Origin of the sequence: uncultured Aggregatibacter sp., from assembly GCF_901873365.1 — a bacterium.
Lineage (GTDB): Bacteria > Pseudomonadota > Gammaproteobacteria > Enterobacterales > Pasteurellaceae > Aggregatibacter.
The window spans coordinates 79,584-104,245 of record NZ_CABFLM010000060.1; the positions used below are offsets into that span (position 1 = coordinate 79,584).

Annotated in this window: 22 protein-coding genes and 1 pseudogene; 10 read left to right on the forward strand and 13 right to left on the reverse strand. The window is 44.7% G+C overall.

The genetic code is table 11. The features are described from left to right. Nucleotides 1-128: 128 nt before the first annotated feature. From xerD to pepT, 7 genes are all read right to left on the reverse strand, one after another. Nucleotides 129-1,022: a site-specific tyrosine recombinase XerD gene (xerD, locus tag QZ106_RS04950; protein ID WP_295975033.1), complete on the reverse strand. Its 894-nt coding sequence runs from the start codon at nucleotides 1,020-1,022 to the stop codon at nucleotides 129-131. Between the two features lie 2 nt (nucleotides 1,023-1,024). Beyond that, nucleotides 1,025-2,185 (reverse strand): 3-phenylpropionate MFS transporter, encoded by a 1,161-nt coding sequence (locus QZ106_RS04955; protein WP_295975036.1) that lies wholly within the window; start codon nucleotides 2,183-2,185, stop codon nucleotides 1,025-1,027. Next, on the reverse strand, nucleotides 2,185-3,000 hold the full coding sequence (gene proC, locus QZ106_RS04960; RefSeq protein WP_295975039.1) for a pyrroline-5-carboxylate reductase: 816 nt from the start codon (nucleotides 2,998-3,000) through the stop codon (nucleotides 2,185-2,187). The genes QZ106_RS04955 and proC overlap by 1 nt, the downstream gene beginning before the upstream one ends. Nucleotides 3,001-3,012: 12 nt before the next feature. Continuing rightward, nucleotides 3,013-3,651 carry an MBL fold metallo-hydrolase gene (locus tag QZ106_RS04965; protein WP_295975041.1) on the reverse strand — a complete coding sequence of 213 codons (639 nt, stop codon included), beginning with the start codon at nucleotides 3,649-3,651 and terminating at the stop codon, nucleotides 3,013-3,015. Nucleotides 3,652-3,716: 65 nt separating this feature from the next. After that, nucleotides 3,717-4,277, reverse strand: coding sequence for a YcbK family protein (locus QZ106_RS04970; protein WP_290521244.1), 561 nt, complete (start codon nucleotides 4,275-4,277; stop codon nucleotides 3,717-3,719). A 69-nt stretch (nucleotides 4,278-4,346) separates the two neighbouring features. Then, nucleotides 4,347-5,714, reverse strand: coding sequence for a L,D-transpeptidase family protein (locus QZ106_RS04975; protein WP_295975093.1), 1,368 nt, complete (start codon nucleotides 5,712-5,714; stop codon nucleotides 4,347-4,349). A gap of 237 nt (nucleotides 5,715-5,951) precedes the next feature. Further along, nucleotides 5,952-7,190, reverse strand: coding sequence for a peptidase T (gene pepT / locus QZ106_RS04980; protein ID WP_295975045.1), 1,239 nt, complete (start codon nucleotides 7,188-7,190; stop codon nucleotides 5,952-5,954). 286 nt (nucleotides 7,191-7,476) lie between these two features. Between pepT and pth the strand changes: the two genes are divergently transcribed. Both pth and ychF read left to right on the forward strand, forming a co-directional pair. Beyond that, nucleotides 7,477-8,061 (forward strand): aminoacyl-tRNA hydrolase, encoded by a 585-nt coding sequence (gene pth / locus QZ106_RS04985; RefSeq protein ID WP_295975047.1) that lies wholly within the window; start codon nucleotides 7,477-7,479, stop codon nucleotides 8,059-8,061. A 67-nt stretch (nucleotides 8,062-8,128) separates the two neighbouring features. Further along, entirely contained in the window at nucleotides 8,129-9,220 is a 1,092-nt protein-coding gene (gene ychF, locus QZ106_RS04990) for a redox-regulated ATPase YchF (protein WP_290521247.1), read from the forward strand. A gap of 47 nt (nucleotides 9,221-9,267) precedes the next feature. Here the strand turns inward: ychF and QZ106_RS04995 are convergent, their stop codons facing one another. From QZ106_RS04995 to purH, 6 genes are all read right to left on the reverse strand, one after another. After that, the gene (locus QZ106_RS04995; protein WP_295975049.1) at nucleotides 9,268-9,543 is read right to left on the reverse strand and encodes a DUF1294 domain-containing protein; all 276 of its coding nucleotides are present in this window, start codon (nucleotides 9,541-9,543) and stop codon (nucleotides 9,268-9,270) included. Next, nucleotides 9,543-10,805: a serine hydroxymethyltransferase gene (gene glyA / locus QZ106_RS05000; protein WP_048749821.1), complete on the reverse strand. Its 1,263-nt coding sequence runs from the start codon at nucleotides 10,803-10,805 to the stop codon at nucleotides 9,543-9,545. The genes QZ106_RS04995 and glyA overlap by 1 nt, the downstream gene beginning before the upstream one ends. Nucleotides 10,806-10,920: 115 nt before the next feature. Beyond that, nucleotides 10,921-11,262: a hypothetical protein gene (locus QZ106_RS05005; RefSeq protein ID WP_295975058.1), complete on the reverse strand. Its 342-nt coding sequence runs from the start codon at nucleotides 11,260-11,262 to the stop codon at nucleotides 10,921-10,923. A 293-nt stretch (nucleotides 11,263-11,555) separates the two neighbouring features. Continuing rightward, nucleotides 11,556-12,779 carry a DUF711 family protein gene (locus tag QZ106_RS05010; protein WP_295975062.1) on the reverse strand — a complete coding sequence of 408 codons (1,224 nt, stop codon included), beginning with the start codon at nucleotides 12,777-12,779 and terminating at the stop codon, nucleotides 11,556-11,558. 24 nt (nucleotides 12,780-12,803) lie between these two features. Beyond that, nucleotides 12,804-14,093, reverse strand: a complete 1,290-nt coding sequence (gene purD / locus QZ106_RS05015; protein ID WP_295975065.1) for a phosphoribosylamine--glycine ligase — start codon at nucleotides 14,091-14,093, stop codon at nucleotides 12,804-12,806. A 183-nt stretch (nucleotides 14,094-14,276) separates the two neighbouring features. Beyond that, nucleotides 14,277-15,878, reverse strand: coding sequence for a bifunctional phosphoribosylaminoimidazolecarboxamide formyltransferase/IMP cyclohydrolase (gene purH, locus QZ106_RS05020; RefSeq protein WP_295975068.1), 1,602 nt, complete (start codon nucleotides 15,876-15,878; stop codon nucleotides 14,277-14,279). 245 nt (nucleotides 15,879-16,123) lie between these two features. On the opposite strand from purH, the gene srmB reads away from it, so the two are divergent. From srmB to purL, 8 genes and pseudogenes are all read left to right on the forward strand, one after another. Next, nucleotides 16,124-17,458: an ATP-dependent RNA helicase SrmB gene (srmB, locus tag QZ106_RS05025; protein ID WP_295975070.1), complete on the forward strand. Its 1,335-nt coding sequence runs from the start codon at nucleotides 16,124-16,126 to the stop codon at nucleotides 17,456-17,458. 165 nt (nucleotides 17,459-17,623) lie between these two features. After that, a complete protein-coding gene (locus QZ106_RS05030; protein WP_295975073.1) occupies nucleotides 17,624-18,733 on the forward strand; it encodes a transglutaminase family protein in 1,110 nt (369 codons plus the stop codon). Continuing rightward, nucleotides 18,705-19,067 (forward strand): mercuric transporter MerT family protein, encoded by a 363-nt coding sequence (locus tag QZ106_RS05035; RefSeq protein WP_295975076.1) that lies wholly within the window; start codon nucleotides 18,705-18,707, stop codon nucleotides 19,065-19,067. Before QZ106_RS05030 ends, QZ106_RS05035 begins: the two co-directional genes overlap by 29 nt. A 10-nt stretch (nucleotides 19,068-19,077) precedes the next feature. Continuing rightward, nucleotides 19,078-19,371 carry a heavy-metal-associated domain-containing protein gene (locus QZ106_RS05040; RefSeq protein WP_295975078.1) on the forward strand — a complete coding sequence of 98 codons (294 nt, stop codon included), beginning with the start codon at nucleotides 19,078-19,080 and terminating at the stop codon, nucleotides 19,369-19,371. A 73-nt stretch (nucleotides 19,372-19,444) separates the two neighbouring features. Continuing rightward, on the forward strand, nucleotides 19,445-19,846 hold the full coding sequence (locus QZ106_RS05045; RefSeq protein WP_295975081.1) for a nuclear transport factor 2 family protein: 402 nt from the start codon (nucleotides 19,445-19,447) through the stop codon (nucleotides 19,844-19,846). A 170-nt stretch (nucleotides 19,847-20,016) separates the two neighbouring features. After that, nucleotides 20,017-20,229 carry a helix-turn-helix domain-containing protein gene (locus tag QZ106_RS05050; protein ID WP_295975083.1) on the forward strand — a complete coding sequence of 71 codons (213 nt, stop codon included), beginning with the start codon at nucleotides 20,017-20,019 and terminating at the stop codon, nucleotides 20,227-20,229. A 135-nt stretch (nucleotides 20,230-20,364) separates the two neighbouring features. Next, nucleotides 20,365-20,454, forward strand: a pseudogene (locus QZ106_RS05055) (IS3 family transposase); the annotation flags it as partial. Between the two features lie 249 nt (nucleotides 20,455-20,703). After that, nucleotides 20,704-24,597, forward strand: coding sequence for a phosphoribosylformylglycinamidine synthase (gene purL, locus QZ106_RS05060; RefSeq protein WP_295975084.1), 3,894 nt, complete (start codon nucleotides 20,704-20,706; stop codon nucleotides 24,595-24,597). Nucleotides 24,598-24,662: the final 65 nt, after the last annotated feature.

Genomic DNA, 24,662 nt, shown 5'->3' on the forward strand with positions numbered 1-24,662 from the left:
CTCACACCGAACACGTTATTAATAGAAAATAAGACGATGAATTATAACGGGACAAAGCCTTTCAGTCGAGGAAATGCACGATAAAAGCGCATAATTGATTAAAAAACGCTCGATTTATCTATGCAAAATTAACCACGAGGATGATAGCGTTCGTGCAAACGTTTCAAGCGTTCTTTCGCCACATGGGTATAAATTTGCGTTGTCGATAAATCACTGTGGCCCAACAACATTTGCACCACCCGTAAATCGGCGCCGTGATTTACCAAATGCGTCGCAAACGCGTGACGCAAAACGTGTGGCGATAACATATCGCTGTCAATTTCCGCCAATACCGCATAATGTTTAATCCGATGCCAAAATGCTTGGCGTGTCATTTGCGTACCGCGACGGCTAGGAAATAGTACATCAGAACTTTGTCCATCCAATAAAATCGGACGGGCAAACAGCATAAATTGCTTCACCCAATGGGTTGCCTCCTCTCCCATCGGCACAATACGTTCTTTATTGCCTTTGCCGATGACCCGCACCACGCCTTGATTCAAACTAATGCTATCGGTATGCAGTGAAACCAATTCCGTCACCCGCAATCCCGTGGCATACAACAACTCCAACATCGCCTTGTCGCGTAGTTCAATCGGCTGATCCAAACTTTGCACATTGAGTAAATCCGTGACTTGCTGTTCGGTTAAATACTTCGGCAAACGGCTTGGTAATTTAGGCGAACTTAACACCGCACTTGGATCGTCGGTGCGGTATTTTTCTTGATATAAATATTGAAAAAGCTTTCGAATAGCACTCAATAATCGCGCCGTGCTGGTGGCTTTATAACCTTGCTCTACCCGCTCACCGAGAAACGTTTGAAGATCGACAGAATCCAAGCCAAGCAACGACAACTTGCGCTCACTAAGCCAATCGCACAGTGCGGTGAGATCCAAACGATAAGATTGCACGGTATTCGGCGACAAGCCTTTGCCTATCCATAATTCATTTAGAAATAAATCGAGCAAAGTCAGATCATTCATGTTTAGCCCCGATGAAGTAAAAAGGCTTCAACTTTACGTGGCGTCACCACGAACGCCAACGCCGCAATGATTGCCATTAAGACGAACGTCATTGATGCTGAATACGGGTAAATCAAGCCGCTAAGCGCGGTCAAAATCGCCACCATCGCGCTGTTTGATATGCCGTTATACAACGCTTGTAATTTAGAAATATGCGACTGCGGTTGCGTAGTGATATAGCGCACCATGCCGTAATGCGCCACCGCGTACGTTAGACTGTGAAGTAATTGCAAAATCCCGATGAGCCAAATCTCACTTGTCGCAGCAAGCCCCGCCCAGCGCACAATGCACGCCAAGGTCGCCAAATGAAAAAGGGTGCTGACCTTCCAGTTTTGCAGTAAACGGCGAGAAAAGAAAAACAGCAAAATTTCGGCAATCACACCTAAGCCCCATAGCAAGCTAGTCTGCGAGACGGAAATCCCCAGACTGGTCCAATACAATACACTATAAACATAATAGGCGGCGTGTGAGCCCTGAATTAAAGACGACGCCAACAAAACCCGCAAGGTTGTGTTGTTTTTTAATAAATCCCAATACCCCACATCGGTGCCCGCCTGTTCCGAAGATTCATCTTGCGGGGGAATCGTCGGTGTCACGCACTGCATCACCGAATACGCTAATAAAAGTGCGGTCAAAATCCAGACAATATTTTGCTCGCCGAAAAAGCTAATCACATTGCCAAATAAGGTTACGCCAACCACAAAGGCAAGGGATCCAATGAGCCGAGCCTTACCGTAATCCAACTGAATTTGCCGCTGCCAAGTGCTTGCCAAAGAATCCGTAATCGGCATACCTGCCGCATTAACCATGGCAAATAAGCCAATGGCAGAAAACAGCAACCAAAAATTCTCCGCGACAACACTTAAACCGGCCATAATCAAGGCACTGGCAAGCGCCAACACACGCAAAGAATTGATCAACTGTGAAGCGCGTTTAATTAAACCGGAAAAAAACAAACCACCGACAAAACGAAAGACATAAGCACTTGCCAACACCATGCCGATCAGCTCTTCGCCATAATGTTGCGACTTCAACCACACCGGGAAAAAAGGGATAAAAACGCCATACGCGCAGTAATACCCGAAAAAGCTCAACGCGAGCCAAGTAAAAGGACGAACAGGCATTAGAATAAGGTTTCCATTTCTTTAGAGCGTGCCACGCAAGCTTGCATGGCAAGTTGCACGATGTCATTAAATTGATGTTGATTCAACACATTCAGCGCAGCCGCCGTTGTGCCGCCTTTGGACGTCACATTTTGGCGCAATGTCGATAAATCTAGCTGCGGATTTTCCACCACCATTTTGGCTGAACCTAACATTGCTTGCTGTACTAATTCACGAGCGTTGTTTGCAGACAATCCCATATCAATTAGACCTTGTTGCATGGCTTCTAAAAATTGGAAAAAATACGCTGGGCTACTACCAGACGCGGCAGTGACGGCATGCATGTGTTCTTCCGATGCCACCCAAAGGGTTTTGCCTACGGCAGACAACAAATCCTGTGCAAAAGTGCGGTCGTTTTCTGAGGTGTTTTGCTCGGCAAATAACCCCGCTATCCCCTCGCCTACTAAGGCCGGTGTATTTGGCATCACTCGCACGACAGCTTTGGCGGTCGGCAAAAGTGCGGTCAATCTTTTTACGGAAATGCCGGCAGCAATCGAAATAAGCAATTTATCAGAAAAATCCACCGCACTTAAAGGGGAACACACTTCGGCTAATACCTGAGGTTTTACGGCCAATAATACGACCTCTGCTTGCGCGACGGCGGCGACATTATCCGTTGAGGTGCGTACGCCTTTTTGCGCAAATAAATCACGCTTTTCTTCATTCGGATCACACACGATAATTTTATCGGCAGGATAAGCTTGTTTTAATAAGCCGAACACGATGGCTTGTGCCATATTGCCGCCACCGATAAAGGCGATAAGTTTATGTTGCATAGCTATTTCTCGTTACTTCATGTTGACATAAGGATTGGTTTGCTTTTCTACACCAATCGTGGTGTAAGGGCCATGACCGGCGACAATAATCATATCATCGCCCAAAGGATACAATTTTTCACGAATGGAGGTAATGATGTCCTCATAATTTCCTCCCGGAAAATCCGTCCGCCCAATGCCGCTTTTAAAGAGTACATCGCCGGTAAATGCAATGCGTTTTTGGTGCTCAATAAAACCGATATGTCCGGGCGTATGGCCGGGCAAATGTAACACTTCAAACGTAAAATCACCTATCGTCAATACTTCGCCTTCTTGATCTAACCAACGATCCGGTTCAAAGGCAGCAACATCAAATAAAAGACCGAATTTTTCCGACTGTTGTGGCAAGCTTTTAAACCAATATTCATCTTTGGAATTGGAACCTAAAATCGGCACGTTGAAATGTTGCTTCAATTTTTCTGCCGCCCCCACATGATCCAAATGACCATGTGTCAGCAAAATTGCCTGTAAATTTAATTCCAATGCTTCAATGCGCTTAATCAGTTTATCAGCTTCTCCGCCCGGATCGATAATGGCGGCATTTCTATTTTCATCCCAAATTAACGAGCAGTTTTGCTGAAATGCCGTGACCGGAATAATGTCAATATTCATTGTTTCTCCTGTGATTTGAACAAAAAAACCGCAACAAAGTGCGGTTTAAAATTGCGTTGTTTTTACTAGCTACCATTCCATGTACGAACCGGACCGGTATCCATGTGAATAAAATTACTGCGCGGATAATACCCAACGCCTCCATTTTGGAGCGATTGCACGGAATCACGTAGTGTTGCCAGTGGCACGCCATCAATACGAAAATCAATCGCCTGACCACGAATGTGATAACTATTGCTTGCCACGCCATGACTACGACGATGCATTGCCGCATTACTGGCGGCAGAACGGTAACCACAAATAATTTGAATTTCCGTATTACGTAATCCTAATTGTTGTTGAACGCGGTAGAATTTTGTAAACAACTGCGGATCCATTTTATGCACTTGATTGGTTCGTTTATCACGCAAGAAGTGATCGAGCAGTCGCAATGTATTGGCGCTAAAACCACGACCAAGTGCAAATTCAGCACCTAATTTTTCGCCGGTATTGATGTTACGGAAATTTAATATCCGTGGTTTAGGTGTCGAAACGGCAGCCAAAACGGTATTTGGTAATAGCGTTGCACCTAGCACAATGCCGCCTAAAGATAACCATTTACGGCGACCGTGGTTGATATGATTCATTTTTTCTTCCTACCTTTGTTCAACATTTTACCATTTGACTATGATCGTCTGTGTTAGTTCGACAAAAGATTACTGAACATAGTGTTTTAACACGTTCCAGTCAATATAACTTAAATTTGCCGCTTTGTCATAACCGTAAATATCTGGCAACGTATGCACTTGGTCTTTATCAACCCAGGCGGTGACGTAATATAAAAACACCGGATTGTCAGATTTGATGCTGGCAGATGTTGTTTTTCGGCTTTTCAGCACATTTTGTTTTCGTTCATCGGTCCAACCGGCTTCTTTCAATAAAATAGTTGCCAACTGATCGGACTTCTCAACACGCACGCAGCCAGAACTTAAATCCCGTTTTTTATTGGCAAATAAATTACGTTTTGGCGTGTCATGCAAATAAATGGCATCAGAACTTGGCATATTAAATTTGTAGTTCCCCAACGCACTGTTGTCGCTTGGTGCCTGACGTAAATGATATGGGAATTTATTCGCTGTCATATTTTCCCAATCAATTGTGTAAGGATCGATGGTATTGCCTTTGCTATCAATAATCGTATAACCATTACGATAAATGTAGCTCGGATCTTTTCGTACTTTTGGAATAATATCCTCGTTAATTAAACGCGTTGGCGCATTCCATGGTGGGTTGACAACCACATTGCTTAAACGGCTAAACATGACCGGCGTTTTACGCTCGGGTTTCCCCACAATCACGCGAGAGGTTAATACCGCTTCGCCGTTACGATAATAGGTGAGCTGATAACTTGGAATATTAACAAAGATCCCATTTTCAAATGCCGGCAGAATTCGTAAACGTTGTGCATTAATTGCGAAACGGTGTAATTCGGTTGTTTTATTTTTTTCTACCCCTTTTGCAATGAGCGCCTTCACGCGATCCAATGTCTGTTGAAACAAAGGATTATTACTGGAGAGGTTTTTAACAAATGCCAAATGATCGTTATTTTTGACCGCACTTAACCACGCAGCAATCTGATTTTCATCGGGTTTACCGGCTTTATAACTATTTTCTGAATACAACCATTTTTGCGCCGAACGTTGTACGTTGTTGGCATAATATAAATAGTCTAAAAACGCATCGGTTAACAAAATATCTTCGATTAATGCACCATTGCCCGCAATACGATGCGCTGCATTGAGTGCTTCGGCGGAACGTTTGGAAATTCCTGCGGCAACCATCAGCGCATAATCATGGAGAAATTGTTGTTTCGCCTGAACATCCGTCCAAAGTGGGGCGAAATTATTTTCGGCATAAATTTTTGCAATGAGCGATTTAAATTGCAGCGGAGTCTCGCCAATATGTTCAGCTAACGCCTGTTCTGCTTGCTGTTGTTTTTCCTCTGCCAAGCGCGCCTCTTCCGCACGCGTTTCAAGCGCAAGCTGTTGCGTGGCTAAACCGGCATCATTTTTATCAAGCGCCATCAGCGAGTTTTGTGCAAATTGTAAGCCGACCATTGCCGGCGTGTTGGCCTGAAGCAAGCCACTGTACGACAACATCCCAAGAAAAAAGAGGCTTGGCTTAACGCATTTCCGATTCATTCTTAACGATTCCTAAAATAAATAACAATAATCACCACACATTGTGGTACAAAAAAACGCCTTATTCTAACAAAACATCGCGTGCGAAGGAATGCTTTACCTGCGCCTTTACACTTTTTCTCATGTTCTGCTCAATGTCATGATAGCCACAATGACATTCACCGCATCTTTCATGCCTTCAAGCGTAATCAATTCATGCTTACTGTGAAAGTTATACCCGCCGGTGAAAAGATTTGGGCAAGCTAATCCTTTTTCCGCTAACCAAGCGCCATCGGTACCGCCACGAATGACTTTGTGATTTGGCGTAATTCCGCAGTGTTTCATGGCAAGATCCGCTAATTCGATAGATTGCGGCACGTTTTTTACCGTTTCGTACATATTTTTATAGCTATCGGTCAGCACCAGTTCAATCGGTTTTAGTAGGCGTTTTTGCTGATTAAATTGAGCCACTAAATCACGAATAAACTGTTTCCGCTTTTCAAATTCTGTTCCATCAAAATCACGAATGAGATAATGCAGCTCTGCTTTTTCAATGTCGCCGGAAAAATGATTTAAATGGAAAAAGCCTTCTCGCTGAGCCGTGTTTTCAGGAGTTTCTGCCTGCGGAAAAGCGTGCTGAAATTCACAAGCCATGGCTAAGGCGTTAATCAGTTTATTTTTTGCCGAACCGGGGTGAATATGGCGTCCGTAAAATATGACTTTGGCAGAGGCAGCATTAAAGTTTTCATATTCCAATTCCCCCACGGCGCCACCGTCAATGGTATAAGCCCAATCGCATGGGAAATCCTCAAAAGGGAAAAATTGCATACCCAGCCCGATTTCCTCATCCGGCGTGAAGGCAACTCGAATATTGCCATGAGGGAGATTTTCTGTTTTTATGCGATAAAGTGCGGTCATAATTTCTGCAATTCCGGCTTTATTGTCTGCGCCCAACAAGGTATTTCCATCCGTCACAATCAGGGTTTTACCAATGAATTGATGTAAGAAAGGATAATGGACGGGACTGAGAAATTCCTCGCCGACACCTAACGCAATATCGCCACCTCGATAATTTTCAATCACTTCAGGCTGCACGTTTTTGCCACTGCAATCAGGCGACGTATCTAAATGGGAAATGAAGCCAATCGTTGGCGCATTGGAATCCACGTTAGCCGGTAAATATGCCGTGAGAACACCGTGTTGACTCAACACAATGTCTTGCAACCCTAATGCCACCAGTTCCTGTTGCAGGTGTTTGGCAAGGGCAAGTTGACCGGCAGAACTCGGCGAAGTTTTTGCGCCTGGTTTAGATTGGGTGTCATACGTTACATAATTTAAAAAACGTTCCAATACAGGTTCTTGAGAGAATAAATCTTGCATGCGTGATGTTCTTCTTTTTTATTTTTACTAACAGAAACCAAGTCGTGTGTTTATTGGGGCATCAATGGCATAAAGCACCGGCAATAAACACCTTTCGCTTTCTATTTTAAAGTGGTCCACGCCACCACGCAAAACCTTTACATCGCACAATACTTAAGTAGATGTAGGATAAACCAAAATCACAGGAAAGCAGCACCATTATGTACTGCGCCCTATTGCCTTTTCATTGAGAAAAAACCGGCTTTCCGCTACAATACGCCACTATTTTTATTCACGTAAACAGACTATGTCAGAAATTAAGTTAATTGTTGGGCTTGGCAATCCCGGCGATAAATATGCAGACACCCGCCACAATGCCGGAGAATGGTTAATTGCGCGTTTAGCACGGCGGTTTAATGTCACATTAAATGTAGAAAATAAGTTTTTCGGGAATGTGGGTAAAACGCTGATAAACGGCAAAGAAATCCGTTTTTTGGTGCCGACAACCTTTATGAATTTAAGTGGCAAAGCGGTTGGCGTATTGGCGAATTTTTATCGTATCAAACCCGAAGAAATTTTAGTCCTGCATGATGAGTTAGATTTACCGCCCGGCAGCGTTAAACTGAAATTAGGCGGTGGACATGGCGGGCACAACGGCTTAAAAGACATTGTTGCCGCATTGGGCAATAACAACAATTTTTACCGTCTGCGCATTGGGATCGGTCACCCGGGACACCGTGATTTAGTGGCAGGTTATGTGTTAAACAAACCGTCACCCAGTGAGCGTGAAGCACTGGAAAAAGCCCTGGATGAAGCGGCAAATTGTGTGGAACTGCTTTTCAAAGACGGCATCGTCAAAGCCACTAATCGACTAAATGGCTTTAAAATTTAACCGAAAAGTGCGGTCAAAAAACACGGTAAATTTCAACCGCACTTTTCTTCACCAATAAGGAAAAATTATGGGATTCAAATGTGGTATCGTGGGTCTGCCAAATGTGGGCAAATCCACTCTTTTCAACGCCTTAACCAAAGCCGGCATTGAAGCAGCAAACTATCCGTTTTGCACCATTGAGCCAAATACCGGTGTGGTGCCAATGCCGGATCCGCGTTTAGACGCCTTAGCAGAAATCGTCAAACCTGAACGCGTATTACCCACCACCATGGAATTTGTGGATATCGCAGGTTTGGTTGCCGGCGCGAGTAAAGGTGAGGGCTTGGGTAACAAATTCCTTGCCAATATTCGTGAAACCGATGCTATCGGCCATGTCGTACGTTGTTTTGAAAACGATGATATCGTACACGTTGCGGGCAAAATCGATCCGTTAAACGATATTGAAACCATCAACACCGAACTGGCGTTAGCCGATCTAGACAGCTGCGAACGTGCGATTCAACGTTTACAAAAACGTGCCAAAGGCGGCGATAAAGACGCGAAATTCGAACTTTCCGTGATGGAAAAAATCTTACCGGTACTTTCTGAAGCGGGCATGATTCGTTCCGTGCCGTTGGACAAAGACGAATTACTAGCAATCAAAAGCTACAATTTCTTAACCTTAAAACCGACCATGTACATTGCCAACGTGAATGAAGACGGTTTTGAAAATAACCCATACCTCGACAAAGTACGCGAATTTGCCGAAAAAGAAGGCTCTGTCGTAGTGCCAGTATGTGCCGCAATTGAAGCGGAAATCGCTGAACTGGATGATGATGAAAAACTTGAGTTCTTACAAGATCTCGGCATTGAAGAGCCGGGCTTAAACCGTGTCATTCGTGCAGGCTACGCGCTTTTAAACTTACAAACTTACTTTACCGCCGGTGTAAAAGAAGTGCGCGCATGGACGATTCCTGTGGGTGCTACTGCACCGAAAGCGGCTGCCGTGATCCATACTGACTTTGAAAAAGGCTTTATCCGCGCTGAAGTCATTGCCTATGAAGATTTCATCCAATTCAAAGGCGAAAACGGCGCTAAAGATGCCGGTAAATGGCGTTTGGAAGGGAAAGACTACATCGTACAAGACGGCGATGTGATGCACTTCCGCTTCAACGTGTAAAACAATCTAGAAATGAACCGCACTTTAAGCAACTAAAGTGCGATTTTTTATCCCTTATAAAGAAAATAACAGGTCGGAAAGACAAGCCACAAGATTGCGCTGATGATCACCGTCAAGCTGAAATACCAGCGTTGCGTTTTATGGCGAAAATGTTGCCTGCCTAAATGAATCCCGATAAACCCACCCAGCAAGCTCAATAGCAATAATGTACGCTCAGGAATGCGCCATTGTTGACGGATGGCGCGTTGTTTATCTTGCCACATCAAAAAATAAGCGGCGATATTCACCGCCGCTAATACTATGACCCAAAGTGAAATGGGCATTAAGCGTAAACCGGAAGACGTTTACAGATTGCCAATACTTTTTCTTTCGTCGCAGCAATCACTTGTTCTTCATTGTCTTTACCGAGTGCGTCTAACACATCACACATCCAGCCGGCAAGTTCACGACAGTCTTGTTCGTTAAAGCCACGACGGGTAACGGAAGGCGTCCCCACACGAATACCGGAAGTCACAAAGGGTTTTTGTGGATCATTCGGTACGGAGTTTTTATTCACGGTAATGTTTGCTTTACCAAGTGCTGCATCCGCTGCTTTACCGGTTAAACCTTGTTGAACTAAATCTACCAAGAACAAGTGATTTTCGGTACTGTTTGACACCACTTTGTAACCGCGTTGTTTAAACACCTCCACCATGGCTTTTGCATTTTTCAAGACATTTTGTTGGTAGATTTTGTATGCCGGCTCTAATGCTTCTTTGAAGCACACTGCTTTTGCTGCAATGATATGAACTAATGGACCACCTTGACCTGCCGGGAAGACAGCAGATTGAAGTTTTTTATACATCTCTTCATCGCCGCTGGCAGATAAAATTAAACCGCCACGTGGACCACCTAAGGTTTTATGGGTTGTTGTTGTAACAACATGGGCATACGGAAGTGGGTTCGGATAGACACCCGCGGCAATTAAACCGGCAACGTGCGCCATATCCACGAATAAATAGGCGCCTACTTCATCTGCGATTTCACGCATTTTTTTCCAATCAACCACTTGAGAATAAGCAGAGAAACCGCCCACAATCATTTTTGGTTTCACTTCATGAGCTTGTTTACGCAAAGCATCGTAGTCAATCAAACCTTCATCAGTAATGCCATATTGTTCTGCATGATAGATTTTACCGGAGAAACTCACGGAAGCACCGTGGGTTAAGTGACCACCATGTGCTAAGCTCATGCCTAAAATGGTGTCGCCCGGATTCAATAATGCCATATAAACGGCCGCATTCGCCTGTGAACCGGAGTGCGGTTGCACGTTCACATAATCTGCGCCAAATAATTCTTTCGCACGATCAATCGCCAACTGTTCCACAATGTCAGCGTACTCACAACCACCATAATAGCGTTTGCCGGGATAGCCTTCCGCATATTTATTGGTAAATTGAGAACCTTGCGCTTGCATTACGCGCGGGCTGGCATAGTTTTCAGAAGCGATTAATTCAATATGTTCTTCTTGACGACGATTCTCATCTTGAATGGCTTGCCATAAAACCGGATCGTAATCAGCGATGTTCATGCTCTTTTTAAACATTGTGTTTTCCTCGTTGTTTGAATTATTTGTGTATAGTTTACCTGTTTACAGGCAAAAACTTAACCAAAAATTTCGACCATATTTTTCATTATTACAATGAAAAACATTCATTTATCTAAATCGAACCTTTTTCTTTCACTAATTTTTCAATTAATTTAACTTCTTTTGTTTTCTCACCAGCACCAAGTTTGCGGCATTGGCTGGTTTCTTTCGTATAAGTATTAAAATTTGTCATCCTTGTTGGGCTTTTCATTTTAATCTTCATATCCAAATGATCACCACAACGATCACAGGGTGAAACAAATTCCTTCTCATAGTCTTTAAATTCTGGAACTTGCTCTATGATTTTCGCGACTTGTGGCGAATAGGCGGTTTTAAATAGACGAACGGTAAAATCATAACTCAATTTACCATCACCTGCCTGCCATTTGGCTTTGGCTTGCAATAAATAACGCATCCAGCCTTATTTTGTATCAATCTGAGAGATACCACGCATCAGCACGGTTTGATCCGCTCGATAAGTGACATAATCAAAATGCTCAACGGGTAAAGGGGCTTTTGCAGCAGGTTTAACATGGCAAATCTAATCGCCCACCAACGCTTTTTCCTGTTCAGTTTGCTGATGTGCCGTTGCACATCCCGATAGCAATACGGCGACAAAACTACCCAATATTAATTTTCTCATGAGATACTCCTTTTATTGACAGTAGGGATAACGTTGATCACAACACAAAATAGGGAAATTTTCGTTTAATCAGGAATGTGTAAAAGGCGGCAGTTGCATAAATCATCACTCTCAAATTCTGATATTTCACCTGCAACCTTATTCGGAATGGGAAATAAACGCACAGTGAGTGGTTTATTTAAGCGAAATGCCATCGTTCCTGTGTCGCGCATAATAGCTGCTATGCTTTCTGCCTTAACATTTCCTGCCACAGGAACCGTGTCTAAACCGATACCACATACAGCGCTATAAGTCAGTAAAGCACGGATATCAAAATAGTGTTTTTGTGTACCTTCGGCTAAACCTAAATCTTCTGTCACCGCCAACATTAATCCAGAAAACCCAACTAATGGCACACGTTGGATTGATTTAAACACTTTTGTCAGTAGCGCAGAAACCTCTACTGAACCAGCCGCACCAAAATAGGGCAATCCCATTAATTCATAAATTTTTGTCATGGATGAACAATTTTTAGATGGTGCCGCCGAACTATCAATGCCTGCAAATTCAAATTCACCTGATAATTTGACCGCACTTAACATCTCTAATACTTGATCTACATGATATTGCAGAGCTTGCGACATAGCCTGATAACAATCAGCATAAAATTGATTATGAGGCGATTTTGGTACAGATTTTAATACTTCTACCAATAGATCCGGTGTTTCTAAACCAATGACAAAACTGTTTGGTAAATGACTTAGATGATAACCGGCGGGGAAATAAGGAATAAATGGCTTGCAGTTAAAATTCACAGTAAAGTTAAAATTGCCTTCGCCACGTGGTGTGATATTTGCAATTCGTTGTACCGCATAAACAGATTGCTCAATAAGTTCATTATCTAACACGCCATTTTCATCTAATGGTACATTGACACAAGCATTACACAAGTCGCCATAAGCCGCGATTAACTCTGGCAATAAAGTAATTTCCTCTGTATTTCTGGCCGCACCAATTGCAAATCGAAGACGAATTCCACTTTCATTAAATTTATTCAATAATTCCGTTAAATACTGCAAATCTGCTTTTGCTGTCTGCAAATTGGTTAAATCCAAATATTCACCAAAAGGATTGGTAATCACTCGAATCGATTGCAAGGTATAACCTGCTTTCTGCACAGCAGGTAATAACAAATCCACATCACGTTTCACCAAATAAAGGGCGTCTTCCCATTGCGTTTTATCTTTATGTAGCGTCAGAAAAAAACTGATTGTGCGAAAACGACATAATTCCTTATTTTTATAATCCATTCGACACCTTAACATTTAATGTAGTTATTTTTGCTGCTCACGTTCAACAGCACGATAGCCAATATCTCGACGATAAAAACGTCCCGTCCATTGAATTTGTTCAGCGAGTTTTAAGGCTTTTTGTTGTGCTTCAAAGACGCTTTCACCCAATGCGGTCACACAAAGCACGCGGCCACCGTTGGTGACTAACTTGCCCGCTTTTGCTTCTACGCCCGCCAAGAAAACTTTCTCATTTTCGACCGCACTTTGAGGCAAACCGCTGATTTCATCACCTTTGCGATAATCTCCCGGATAACCTTCTGCTGCTAATACGATACCTAAAGAAGCCTTCGGGTTCCACTGCGATTTCACTTCGTCTAATTTGCCATCACAGGCTTTAAGACAAAGTTCCACCAAATCCGATTCCAAACGCAACATGATCGGTTGGGTTTCCGGATCACCGAAACGGCAGTTAAATTCGATCACTTTCGGCTGACCATTTGGCATGATCATCAAACCGGCATACAAGAAACCGGTGTAAACATTGCCTTCTGCCGCCATGCCGTTGACCGTTGGATAGATCACTTCACGCATCACGCGCGCATGAATTTCAGGTGTCACCACAGGCGCAGGAGAATAAGCCCCCATGCCGCCAGTGTTCAAGCCCGTGTCTTTTTCGCCTACACGTTTGTGATCTTGACTGGTCGCCATAGGCTCGACGTTTTTGCCATCCACCATGACGATAAAGCTCGCCTCTTCGCCATCTAAAAATTCTTCAATGACCACTCGACTACCGGCTTCACCAAAGGCATTTCCGGAAAGCATATCGCGCACCGCGTCTTCCGCTTCTTGCAACGTCATCGCCACAATCACGCCTTTGCCTGCCGCCAAGCCATCCGCTTTAACGACAATGGGTGCACCTTTTTCACGCAAATAAGCCAATGCCGGTTCAACTTCGGTGAAGTTTTGATATTCCGCTGTTGGGATTTTATGACGGGCTAAAAAATCTTTGGTAAAGGCTTTTGAACCTTCCAATTGCGCCGCCGCTTGCGTAGGACCAAAAATTTTCAATCCGGCCGCTCGAAACGCATCCACCACGCCAATCACAAGTGGCGCTTCAGGCCCCACGATCGTTAAACCAATGTGGTTATCTTGGGCAAATTTAACCAACGCAGGAACATCCGTTGCACTGATATTCACGTTCTCAACCTTTTGTTCTAACGCCGTCCCCGCATTGCCCGGTGCAACGAAAATTTTATCTGCCAATGGAGATTGCGCCGCTTTCCAAGCCAGAGCGTGTTCACGACCGCCGTTTCCGATGATGAGGATATTCATGTTGTAGTCCTTGTGTCTTTTGGAATTTAATCCCCTCTTTAGCAAAGAGGGGTAGGGGAGATTTGGCAGAAGTTATTTCAACCTCATAGTACATTTAGCATCGTTTAAATCTCCCCCTAGCCCCCTCTTTACAAAAGAGGGGGGAATAAGTAAGTCGCTCATTGAGCGAAGTTATGACATCAATTAATGTCTAAAATGCCGCATTCCGGTCAATACCATCACCATATTATGCTCATCTGCCGCATCAATCACTTCCTGATCGCGCATTGAGCCACCCGGATGAATCACACATTGAATGCCTACTTTCGCCGCCGCATCAATACCATCACGGAATGGGAAGAACGCATCGGATGCCATCACACAACCGGCTACAGTTAAACCTTCATCCTGAGCCTTAATACCCGCAATCTTCGCAGAATACACGCGGCTCATCTGGCCTGCGCCAATACCGATGGTTTGGTTATCTTTGGCATAAACAATGGCATTCGATTTCACGAATTTCGCCACTTTCCAGCAGAACAACAAATCTTTCAATTCTTGTTCGGTCGGTTGACGTTTGCTGACCACTTTTAAGTCATCCAAGCCTACCATGCCTAAATCCGCCTCTTGCACCAACAAGCCACCATTCACGCGTTTGAAATCTAAACGTTGAGTACGTGCTTGCCATTCTCCACATTCCAGCAAACGGACATTTTTCTTACGTTTCACCACTTCAACAGCTTCCGCAGACACTTTCGGGGCAATAATTACTTCCACAAATTGGCGTTCGACAATTTCATTTGCCGTTTTTTCGTCTAACTCACGGTTAAACGCAATGATGCCGCCAAAAGCCGACGTTGGGTCTGTTTGATAGGCACGGTTGTAGGCCTCTAAAATGTCTTTGCCTAAGGCCACGCCACAAGGATTCGCGTGTTTCACAATCACACAGGCCGGTTCATCAAATTCTTTTACACATTCAAGGGCTGCGTCGGTGTCGGCAATATTATTGTAAGACAAGGCTTTACCTTGCAGTTGGTTTGCCGTCGCCACACTCGCTTCTTTTACATTGAGATCCACATAAAATGCGGCATTTTGATGGGCATTTTCACCGTAACGCATGGTTTGTTTACGCACGAAATTCAAATTTAAAGTCCGTGGGAATTGACCGCACTTCGCCTCCGCATCTTCTTCAGCGGCAACATGATAAGGTTTCACCAACTGACCGAAATAGTTGGCGATCATGGAATCGTATTGCGCGGTGTGTTCAAATGCTTTGATGGCAAGATCAAAACGGGTTTCTAGGGTTAAGCTGTTTTGATGTTGATCCATTTCAGCAAGAATGCCATCAAAATCCCGATTGTTCACGATAATCGCCACATCTTTATGGTTTTTCGCCGCAGAACGCACCATCGTTGGGCCGCCAATATCAATATTTTCCACCGCATCTTCTAACGTGCAATTTGGCTTAGCCACGGTTGCGGCGAAAGGATATAAATTCACCACCACCATATCAATGCCTTCAATGCCGTGTTGCTGCATGATCGCATCGTCCGTACCACGACGACCTAAAATTCCACCGTGCACTTTCGGGTGTAAGGTTTTCACGCGACCGTCCATCATTTCCGGGAAACCGGTGTAATCGGACACTTCGGTTACCGGCAAGTCGTTTTGTTCTAAAAGTTTTGCCGTACCGCCGGTAGAAAGCAGTTTAACACCGCGTTTTACGAGGCCTTGGGCGAATTCCACAATACCGGATTTATCGGACACGCTAAGCAATGCTTGGCGAATGGGACGAGTTGATTGCATGAATAATTTCCTTTGATTTCTGAAGTAAATTTGAGGTGGCGTATTATAGCGCAAACGTTTGCGTTTAGGTAATCCGTTTTAAGCATTGCAATAGATTGCTTATTTTTTATTCGTTTTAGAACCCTACTAAGGTAAATACGCCCAATGGCAATCTTGATAATAAAAGTTTTTGGTTAACGCCAACTTTAACGGTAAAGTGCGGTATAATTCGGCGCAATTTTAATATTAATGAACAACACATACCCATGACAGACCTCACTCAATTTGCAGATTTTGATCTCGCGCCTGAATTACTCAACGCCCTCCAGAAAAAAGGCTACCAACGCCCTACCGCCATCCAACAGGAAACCATTCCTGCCGCGATGGAGGGGTTTGATGTCCTCGGATCAGCACCGACCGGTACCGGAAAAACCGCCGCATTTTTGCTACCGGCGATTCAACATTTATTGGATTATCCGCGCCGTAAACCGGGCGCACCGCGTGTGTTGATTCTTACGCCAACCCGTGAACTTGCCATGCAGGTGGCGGAACAGGCGGAAGAACTTGCCTGCTTCACCAAACTCAGTATTGCAACCATCACCGGCGGTGTGGCATATCAAAATCACGGCGAGATTTTCAATAAAAATCAGGACATTGTGGTGGCGACCCCGGGGCGTTTATTGCAATACATTAAAGAAGAAAATTTTGATTGCCGCGCGGTAGAAATTCTGATTTTTGACGAAGCGGACAGAATGTTGCAAATGGGCTTTGGGCAAGATGCGGAGAAAATCTCGGCAGAAACCCGTTGGCGTAAGCAAACGCTGTTGTTCTCGGCAACCCTTGAAGGCGATTTATTAGAAGACTTTGCCGACCGCACGTTAAATGAGCCGGTAAAAATTGATGCGGAGCCTAGCCGCCGTGAGCGGAAAAAAATTCAGCAGTGGTATTATCACGCTGACAGCAATGAGCATAAATTCAAATTATTGGCACGTTTCATTGAGCAAGAGCAAGTCAGTAAGGGTATTGTATTCGTACGCCGTCGGGAAGATGTGCGCGAACTGGCGGAAAATCTGCGCAAACGCGGTATTCGTAGCACGTATCTGGAAGGCGAAATGGCGCAAACCCAACGCAATAACGCGATTGATAAACTGAAAAACGGCGTAGTAACGGTGTTGGTCTCCACGGATGTCTCCGCACGCGGGATTGATATTGATGATGTTAGCCACATTATGAATTTTGATTTGTCGTACAGCGCCGATACTTATTTGCACCGCATCGGGCGTACCGCGCGTGCCGGCAAAAAAGGCACCGCCGTGTCTTTCGTAGAAGCGCACGATTATCGTCTGTTGGGCAAAATTAAGCGTTATACCCAAGAAATTCTGAAAGCCCGTGTGATTGAAGGTTTGGAACCGCGCACCAAAGCGCCGAAAGACGGCGAAATCAAAACCGTCAGCAAAAAACAAAAAGCGAAAAAATTAGAAAAACGCGAGGCGCAAAAGAAAGCTGATAAAAAAGCCAAACAACGTCATCAAGATCGTAAAAATATCGGCAAACGCCGTAAACCAAGCCATTCGGCAGGGCATGAAACAGGGGAAAAATAACCCTGTTCTATCAAAAGTGCGGTCAGATTTCCGTGTATTTCTCTCTTGAGAAAATCTCTCTGAAATTCATTGAGCTTCTTCCTGAAATTCATTAGTATAGCTTTTATTCACTTCGGTGGATTTATGTTAAGTTTAACTTCCAATCTAATTTAAGGAGTCTTCTGGATGAAGCATCTTATCGCAACTGCGGTGCTTTCTTGCAGCGCAATGGCTTACGCCAATACCTCTCTACCTAATTACAATACCGATTCTCATCTGTATGAATTCACCCAAACTTACGACTTAATTGCGCCGAAAGGTTCGCAAGGTCAAGCAAATTTGTGGGTGCCATTGCCATTTAACGGCGAATATCAACAGGTTAAATCCATTCACTTTGAAGGCAATTATTTGGATGCCTATGTGACAGAAAACAATAAATACGGCGCAAAAACGTTGTTTGCCATGTGGGATAAAGATGCGCAAAAACGTGATTTGAAAGTCACCATGGTGATTGAAACCAAAGATCGCGAACCGATGGTAAAAGGCGCTTTGGATAACTATATGCCACCGAAAGACATTCAGTATTCCGTCGATGTACAAGAATATTTGAAGCCAACACAACACATTAAAATTGACGGTATTGTGAAACAATTTGCCGATAAAATCGTAGGTTCTGAAACCAATCCGCTGAAAAAGGCAGAATTAATTCATCAATGGATTGTGGGTAACATGGAACGGGATAATTCCGTTTTGGGTTGTGGTGATGGCGATGTGGAAAAAATCTTAACCACCGGTGTCTTAAAAGGGAAATGTACTGATATTAACTCCGTTTTCGTGGCACTTGCCCGCGCAGCAGGCATTCCTGCCCGTGAAATTTTCGGCATTCGTTTAGGTGCGGCGGAAAAAATGGGTAAATATTCCAAAGGCGCATTCGGCAGCGCAGATGAACATGGCGTGGCAAATGTGAGTGGTGGTCAACACTGTCGTGCAGAATTTTATCTTGCCGGCTTCGGTTGGGTGCCGGTGGATTCAGCAGATGTAGCAAAAATGCGCTTAGCGGAGAAAAAATCTGTTGAAGATAAAGATACCCAAGCGGTCGCGAAATATTTATTCGGTAACTGGGAAGCCAACTGGGTGGGCTTTAACCACGCACGTGACTTCGAGTTGTATCCACAACCGGAATTAGCGCCAATCAACAACTTTGGCTATCCGTATGCCGAAGTGGGCGGCGATCCGTTAAATTCTTTTGATCCGAAAGCATTTAAATATGACTACGTCTCCAAAAAACTCCAATAAATCTTTTTGGATTGCTATTGCCACTGCGCTGAGTGCTGCGGTGGCTTCTACCTTGTGCTGTATTGCCCCCTTGATTTATTTGCTCTTCGGCGTGTCATCCACTTGGCTGATTGGTTTTGGCGAGTATGATTATTTACGCATACCGATGCTCATTGTGTCATTGTGCGCCTTTGCTTACGGTTTTTGGTTACTGATGTTTTCTAAAAAAATCATTTGTAGCAAATATATTTCTCGTAAAAAGCTCATTGTGTTGTATTGGATGGTGTTCATCATCATGCTGTTTTTCTTAACCTATCCAACACTGTTGCCTTGGATATTAGAATTAACTGATTAGGAACGAAAAAATGAAAAAATTATGCACCGCACTTTTGTTTTCTTTGTTTGTCCTGTCTTTTGCGTATGCGGAAGAGGCACCTGTACAAGCAGAAAAGAAAATTGTCTTGAAAGTGAAAGAAATGAATTGCCAGCTTTGTGCTTATTTGGTGAACAAAGAATTGCGTAATATTGACGGCGTGATTTCCACCAAAGCATCAATTAAAGATGGGACAGTCACAGTGTTAGAAGATCCGAAAGTGACAGATGAACAATTAATTGATGCTATTCATCGGTTAAAATATTCAGCGGAAGTGGTTAAATAACCATTATGGGGCTATCACTTTTATAGTGGGTTAATTAATCTTACTCGTTATCAAACCAGAATAAGAAGACAGCATGAAAGAGATCTATGAAAAATGGCATAAATATGCCAAAAAAAGAGAGACAAAGGCGTTAATTGAACTGTATGCTGAAGATGCCGTACTTGAAAGCCCGCTAGTTCCTATTTTGATGAATAAAGATAGTGGCATATTACGTGGAAAAACAGAAATTCTGGCTTTTTTAAATGAGGGGACTCGACGTCGTCCTAATGAGCTGGTTCGTTGGTATAGAACAGGAAAATATTTCATTACAGGAGATGTTTTAGTGTGGGAATATCCTCGCCAAACTCCGGATGGAGAACAAGTTGATATCCTTGAACTAATGGAAATCCGTAATGGGCTGATTGTTAATCACCGTATTTATTGGGGATGGTTTGGAACTCAAATGTTGATTAAATCAGCATTAGAAAATAAGTAAAAGATCTAAGTTAGTAAATTTATTCAGTAAATAAAAAGTGCGGTTGAAAAATGATCTGCACCCCAAAAGTTGGACTCACCAACCAACAATTAAGGTGCAGATTTTTTACGGGTAAACACTACACAACAGAATTTAAATTACAAATTCTCCGACCTATCTTGAATAGAGAAATGAGTATCAGAGAAGCCGCGCGTTTTTACAATATTCCTTCTAATGTCTTAGTCGGGACGTGGTTGAAACGGTTTGAAAAAACTGGCATAAAAGGACTTATTCCTCGAAAACCATCCGGACGACCGCCGATGAAACCTAAATATGCAAAAATGCCACCGCCACCCAAAACAGAAGAAGAGCGTTTGCGCCTGTCTACCAACGGTAAATCATAAGAAAATCTAACGTTTAATGCGGGAACTTGGACTTCAAGTGCGGTCAAGAAAAGGCAAGAAATTTACAACCTATAGATGCACAATAGGTCATATTGCTCCGAATCGTCTTGAGCGTGATTTTACGGCAACTGGCCTGAATATTTAGACTATTATAACCACCGTCGAATCCAACTGAAATTAAAAGGACTGAGTCCGATACAATATCGTTGTCAGTCCTTGAATTAATCGTCTAGATTTTTGGGGACAGATCATTTAAAAGCTTATTTTTGGTCTGTCAAGATGCGCAAGTCGGTTGACTGACTTGCGCTAGTTTTTCTGTTATTTTTTCATTTCACTGTATTTGTCAATTCGCCTTTACGTCAAAATGACCATGCCCATGTCTAAAAAGAGATGACGCAAACGTTTTCGTTTTTCCCGATTTCCTTTATAATAGCCCGCAATTTTTGTTTCAATTCAACCTTAAAGGTAATCCTCATGTTTCAAACTTTCCGTGGCTCACCTGCCCTTTCCGAATTCCGTATCAATGGCTTAATGCAAAAATTCCAACAGCAACAATTACCGGTGAAATCCGTGTATGCGGAGTATGTGCATTTTGTGGCATTAAACGCTGCACTTTCTGTTGAGCAGGAAGCCAAACTGAAAGCCTTGTTGCATTACGGCCCGACTCTTGCCGAACATGAAGCCAAAGGGGAAAGTTTTATTGTGATTCCGCGGGTCGGCACCATTTCTTCTTGGTCGTCTAAAGCCACCGACATCGCCCACAACTGCGGCTTAAACGAAGTGGAACGCATTGAGCGTGGTTTGGCGTATTACTTTGAATTGACACAGCCGTTAGATGAAAAAACAACGGAAAAACTGACCGCACTTTTACATGACCGCATGATGGAAACCGTGGTTCGCAAGGCAGACGAGGCGGAAGTGTTGTTCCGTCAGCAAGAACCGAAACCGTTAAAAATTGTGGATATTTTAAGCGGCGGACGCAGTGCTTTAGAAAGGGCTAACGTAGAACTCGGCTTGGCGTTGGCGGAAGATGAAATCGATTATTTGATGGAAAATTTCACCGCACTTGGACGCAATCCACACGACATTGAGCTGTATATGTTCGCACAAGCCAACTCGGAACACTGCCGCCACAAAATTTTCAATGCTGACTGGATTATCGACGGCAAAAAACAGGATAAATCCCTGTTCAAAATGATCAAAAATACCTTTGAGAAAACCCCTGATTTCGTACTTTCCGCGTATAAAGACAACGCGGCGGTCATGGAAGGTTCCAAAGCGGGACGTTTCTTCCCGGATCAAGACGGCATTTACCGTTATCACAATGAAGACACTCACATTTTGATGAAAGTGGAAACCCACAACCACCCAACTGCCATTTCCCCGTTCCCGGGCGCGGCAACCGGTTCCGGCGGTGAAATCCGTGATGAAGGCGCGACCGGCCGCGGCGCAAAACCAAAAGCAGGATTGGTGGGCTTTTCCGTGTCTAACTTATGCATTCCAAACTTTGAGCAACCTTGGGAAGCGCCGCTTTCCAAACCAAACCGTATTGCTTCTGCCTTAGACATTATGCTGGAAGGCCCGTTAGGTGGTGCAGCGTTTAATAACGAATTCGGTCGTCCTGCATTGCTCGGCTATTTCCGTACTTATGAACAAAAAGTGAATAGCTTCAACGGCGAAGAAGTGCGTGGTTACCACAAACCGATCATGTTGGCAGGCGGTATCGGCAACATTCGTGCCGAACACGTGCAAAAAGGCGATATTCCGGTGGGCGCAAAACTGGTTGTACTTGGCGGCCCGGCAATGAACATTGGCTTGGGCGGTGGCGCGGCCTCTTCTATGGCTTCCGGTAAATCCAAAGAAAACTTGGATTTCGCCTCCGTACAACGGGATAACCCGGAAATGGAACGTCGTTGCCAAGAAGTGATCGACCGTTGCTGGCAGTTGGGCGACAACAACCCGATTGCCTTTATTCATGACGTGGGCGCGGGCGGTTTATCCAACGCCATGCCGGAATTGGTGCATGATGGCGGCCGTGGCGGTAAGTTTGAGCTCCGCAAAATCTTAAGCGACGAGCGCGAAATGAGCCCGTTGGAAATTTGGTGTAACGAATCGCAAGAGCGTTATGTGCTTGCCATTCATCCGGAAAAACTACCGCACTTTGAGGAACTTTGCCGTCGTGAACGCGCGCCTTATGCGGTGATCGGCGAAGCCACGGAAGAAGAACATTTAACCTTACATGACGAGCATTTCAACAACGATCCGATCGATTTACCAATGGGCGTGTTACTCGGCAAAACCCCGAAAATGACCCGCGATGTGCAAACCGCAAGCGTGAACGGCGAACCCCTTGAACAAAGCCAAATTCAATTAAAAGAAGCGTTACATCGCGTACTTCGTTTGCCAGCGGTGGCAGAAAAAACCTTCTTAGTCACCATCGGTGACCGTACGGTGACCGGCATGGTAGCGCGTGATCAAATGGTCGGCCCGTGGCAAGTACCGGTGGCAGACTGCGCGGTGACCACGGCGACATTAGACAGCTACTATGGCGAAGCCATGTCCATGGGAGAACGTACGCCGGTGGCATTACTCGATTTCGCTGCGTCTGCCCGTTTAGCCGTGGCAGAATCCATTACCAATATTGCCGCCACGAATATCGGCGACATTAAACGCATTAAATTATCCGCCAATTGGATGTCCGCCGCAGGCCATAAGGGCGAAGATGCGGGTTTATATGCCGCGGTGAAAGCCGTGGGTGAGGAGCTTTGCCCGCAATTAGGCTTAACTATTCCAGTGGGTAAGGACTCTATGTCCATGAAAACCACTTGGCAGGAAAATGGCGAGCAAAAAACCGTGACGTCGCCGCTTTCTTTGATCATTAGCGCCTTTGCTCGCGTGGAAGATGTGCGCAAAACTGTTACCCCACAATTACGCACCGACAAAGGACAATCCCGCTTGTTGTTGGTGGATTTGGGTGAAGGCAACAACCGCTTGGGCGCTACGGCGTTAGCGCAGGTTTATACGCAACTTGGCGACAAACCGGCGGATGTGGTCAACGCCGACACATTGAAAAACTTCTTTAACGCCATGCAGGAATTGGTGGCGCAAGAAAAATTATTGGCATACCACGACCGCTCCGATGGTGGTTTAATCGTTACCTTGGCGGAAATGGCATTTGCCGGACATTGCGGCGTGTCAGTGGATATCAGCGCCTTGGGCGACAACGATTTAGCGGTGTTATTTAACGAAGAATTGGGTGCGGTGATCCAAGTGCGCGACAGCGATTTGAGTCTCGTGCGTGATGTTTTCGCTAAACACAATGTGCTGCATTTGGTGAAAGAATTGGGTGCCGTGACTGAAGACGATGAAATCGAAATCACCCGCGGCAACAAAGTGTTGCTCAGTGAAAAACGCTCCGACTTGCGCGGCATTTGGGCGGAATTGACCCATCAAATGCAACGTTTACGTGACAACCCGGAATGCGCCGACCAAGAATTCGCCGCGAAAAAAAATCGGCAGGACAAAGGTTTCTCCGCCCGTTTAACTTACGACCCGAGCGAAGACATCGCCGCGCCTTACATCGCCACCGGCAAACGCCCGAAAGTGGCAGTGTTGCGTGAACAAGGGGTCAACAGCCATGTGGAAATGGCGGCGGCATTCGACCGCGCCGGCTTTGACGCCATCGACGTACACATGAGTGACCTGCACAATCGCCGTTATGATCTGCAACACTTCAATGCCTTGGTGGCGTGCGGTGGCTTCTCTTACGGCGACGTGCTTGGCGCTGGTGGCGGTTGGGCAAAATCCATTTTATTTAACCCGCACTTAAGGGATCAATTTAGCCAATTCTTTGAGCGTGAAGACACGCTCGCACTTGGCATTTGTAACGGCTGCCAAATGCTTTCCACCCTGGCGGAAATCATCCCCGGCACAGAAAATTGGCCGCGTTTCGTGCGCAATAAATCCGAACGTTTCGAAGCCCGTGCTGCTTTGGTTCGCATTAATGAAAGTAACTCTCTGTGGTTCCAAGGCATGGCAGGTTCCCACATGCCAATTGCCGTTTCCCACGGCGAGGGTAGAGTGGAGTTCAAAACGCCTGAAAATTTAACCGCACTTCAAGCACAAAACTTGATCGTGGCGCAATACATCGACAACAACCTAAACCCGACAGAAGTGTACCCGGCAAACCCGAACAGCTCGGCCCTCGGCATCACTGCCCTTTCCAACACGGACGGCCGCGTCGCCATCATGATGCCACACCCGGAACGCGTCTTCCGCACCGTGAGCAACTCATGGCATCCGGAAGAGTGGGGAGAAGATGGGGCTTGGATGCGGGTGTTTAGGAATGCGAGGGTGGTGTTTAAATAGAGAAAAGTTTATAAAAAATAATAAAAACTAATATTAAAATGTTTAGGTGTTTATATGCATATAAA

Excerpts from the sequence above, each read along its gene's own strand:
- xerD (WP_295975033.1), bottom strand. The coding sequence starts at position 1,022 with ATGAATGATCTGACTTTGCTCGATTTATTTCTAAATGAATTATGGATA.
- QZ106_RS04955 (WP_295975036.1), bottom strand. The coding sequence starts at position 2,185 with ATGCCTGTTCGTCCTTTTACTTGGCTCGCGTTGAGCTTTTTCGGGTAT.
- proC (WP_295975039.1), bottom strand. The coding sequence starts at position 3,000 with ATGCAACATAAACTTATCGCCTTTATCGGTGGCGGCAATATGGCACAA.
- QZ106_RS04965 (WP_295975041.1), bottom strand. The coding sequence starts at position 3,651 with ATGAATATTGACATTATTCCGGTCACGGCATTTCAGCAAAACTGCTCG.
- QZ106_RS04970 (WP_290521244.1), bottom strand. The coding sequence starts at position 4,277 with ATGAATCATATCAACCACGGTCGCCGTAAATGGTTATCTTTAGGCGGC.
- QZ106_RS04975 (WP_295975093.1), bottom strand. The coding sequence starts at position 5,714 with ATGGCGCTTGATAAAAATGATGCCGGTTTAGCCACGCAACAGCTTGCG.
- pepT (WP_295975045.1), bottom strand. The coding sequence starts at position 7,190 with ATGCAAGATTTATTCTCTCAAGAACCTGTATTGGAACGTTTTTTAAAT.
- pth (WP_295975047.1), top strand. The coding sequence starts at position 7,477 with ATGTCAGAAATTAAGTTAATTGTTGGGCTTGGCAATCCCGGCGATAAA.
- ychF (WP_290521247.1), top strand. The coding sequence starts at position 8,129 with ATGGGATTCAAATGTGGTATCGTGGGTCTGCCAAATGTGGGCAAATCC.
- QZ106_RS04995 (WP_295975049.1), bottom strand. The coding sequence starts at position 9,543 with ATGCCCATTTCACTTTGGGTCATAGTATTAGCGGCGGTGAATATCGCC.
- glyA (WP_048749821.1), bottom strand. The coding sequence starts at position 10,805 with ATGTTTAAAAAGAGCATGAACATCGCTGATTACGATCCGGTTTTATGG.
- QZ106_RS05005 (WP_295975058.1), bottom strand. The coding sequence starts at position 11,262 with ATGCGTTATTTATTGCAAGCCAAAGCCAAATGGCAGGCAGGTGATGGT.
- QZ106_RS05010 (WP_295975062.1), bottom strand. The coding sequence starts at position 12,779 with ATGGATTATAAAAATAAGGAATTATGTCGTTTTCGCACAATCAGTTTT.
- purD (WP_295975065.1), bottom strand. The coding sequence starts at position 14,093 with ATGAATATCCTCATCATCGGAAACGGCGGTCGTGAACACGCTCTGGCT.
- purH (WP_295975068.1), bottom strand. The coding sequence starts at position 15,878 with ATGCAATCAACTCGTCCCATTCGCCAAGCATTGCTTAGCGTGTCCGAT.
- srmB (WP_295975070.1), top strand. The coding sequence starts at position 16,124 with ATGACAGACCTCACTCAATTTGCAGATTTTGATCTCGCGCCTGAATTA.
- QZ106_RS05030 (WP_295975073.1), top strand. The coding sequence starts at position 17,624 with ATGAAGCATCTTATCGCAACTGCGGTGCTTTCTTGCAGCGCAATGGCT.
- QZ106_RS05035 (WP_295975076.1), top strand. The coding sequence starts at position 18,705 with ATGACTACGTCTCCAAAAAACTCCAATAAATCTTTTTGGATTGCTATT.
- QZ106_RS05040 (WP_295975078.1), top strand. The coding sequence starts at position 19,078 with ATGAAAAAATTATGCACCGCACTTTTGTTTTCTTTGTTTGTCCTGTCT.
- QZ106_RS05045 (WP_295975081.1), top strand. The coding sequence starts at position 19,445 with ATGAAAGAGATCTATGAAAAATGGCATAAATATGCCAAAAAAAGAGAG.
- QZ106_RS05050 (WP_295975083.1), top strand. The coding sequence starts at position 20,017 with ATGAGTATCAGAGAAGCCGCGCGTTTTTACAATATTCCTTCTAATGTC.
- purL (WP_295975084.1), top strand. The coding sequence starts at position 20,704 with ATGTTTCAAACTTTCCGTGGCTCACCTGCCCTTTCCGAATTCCGTATC.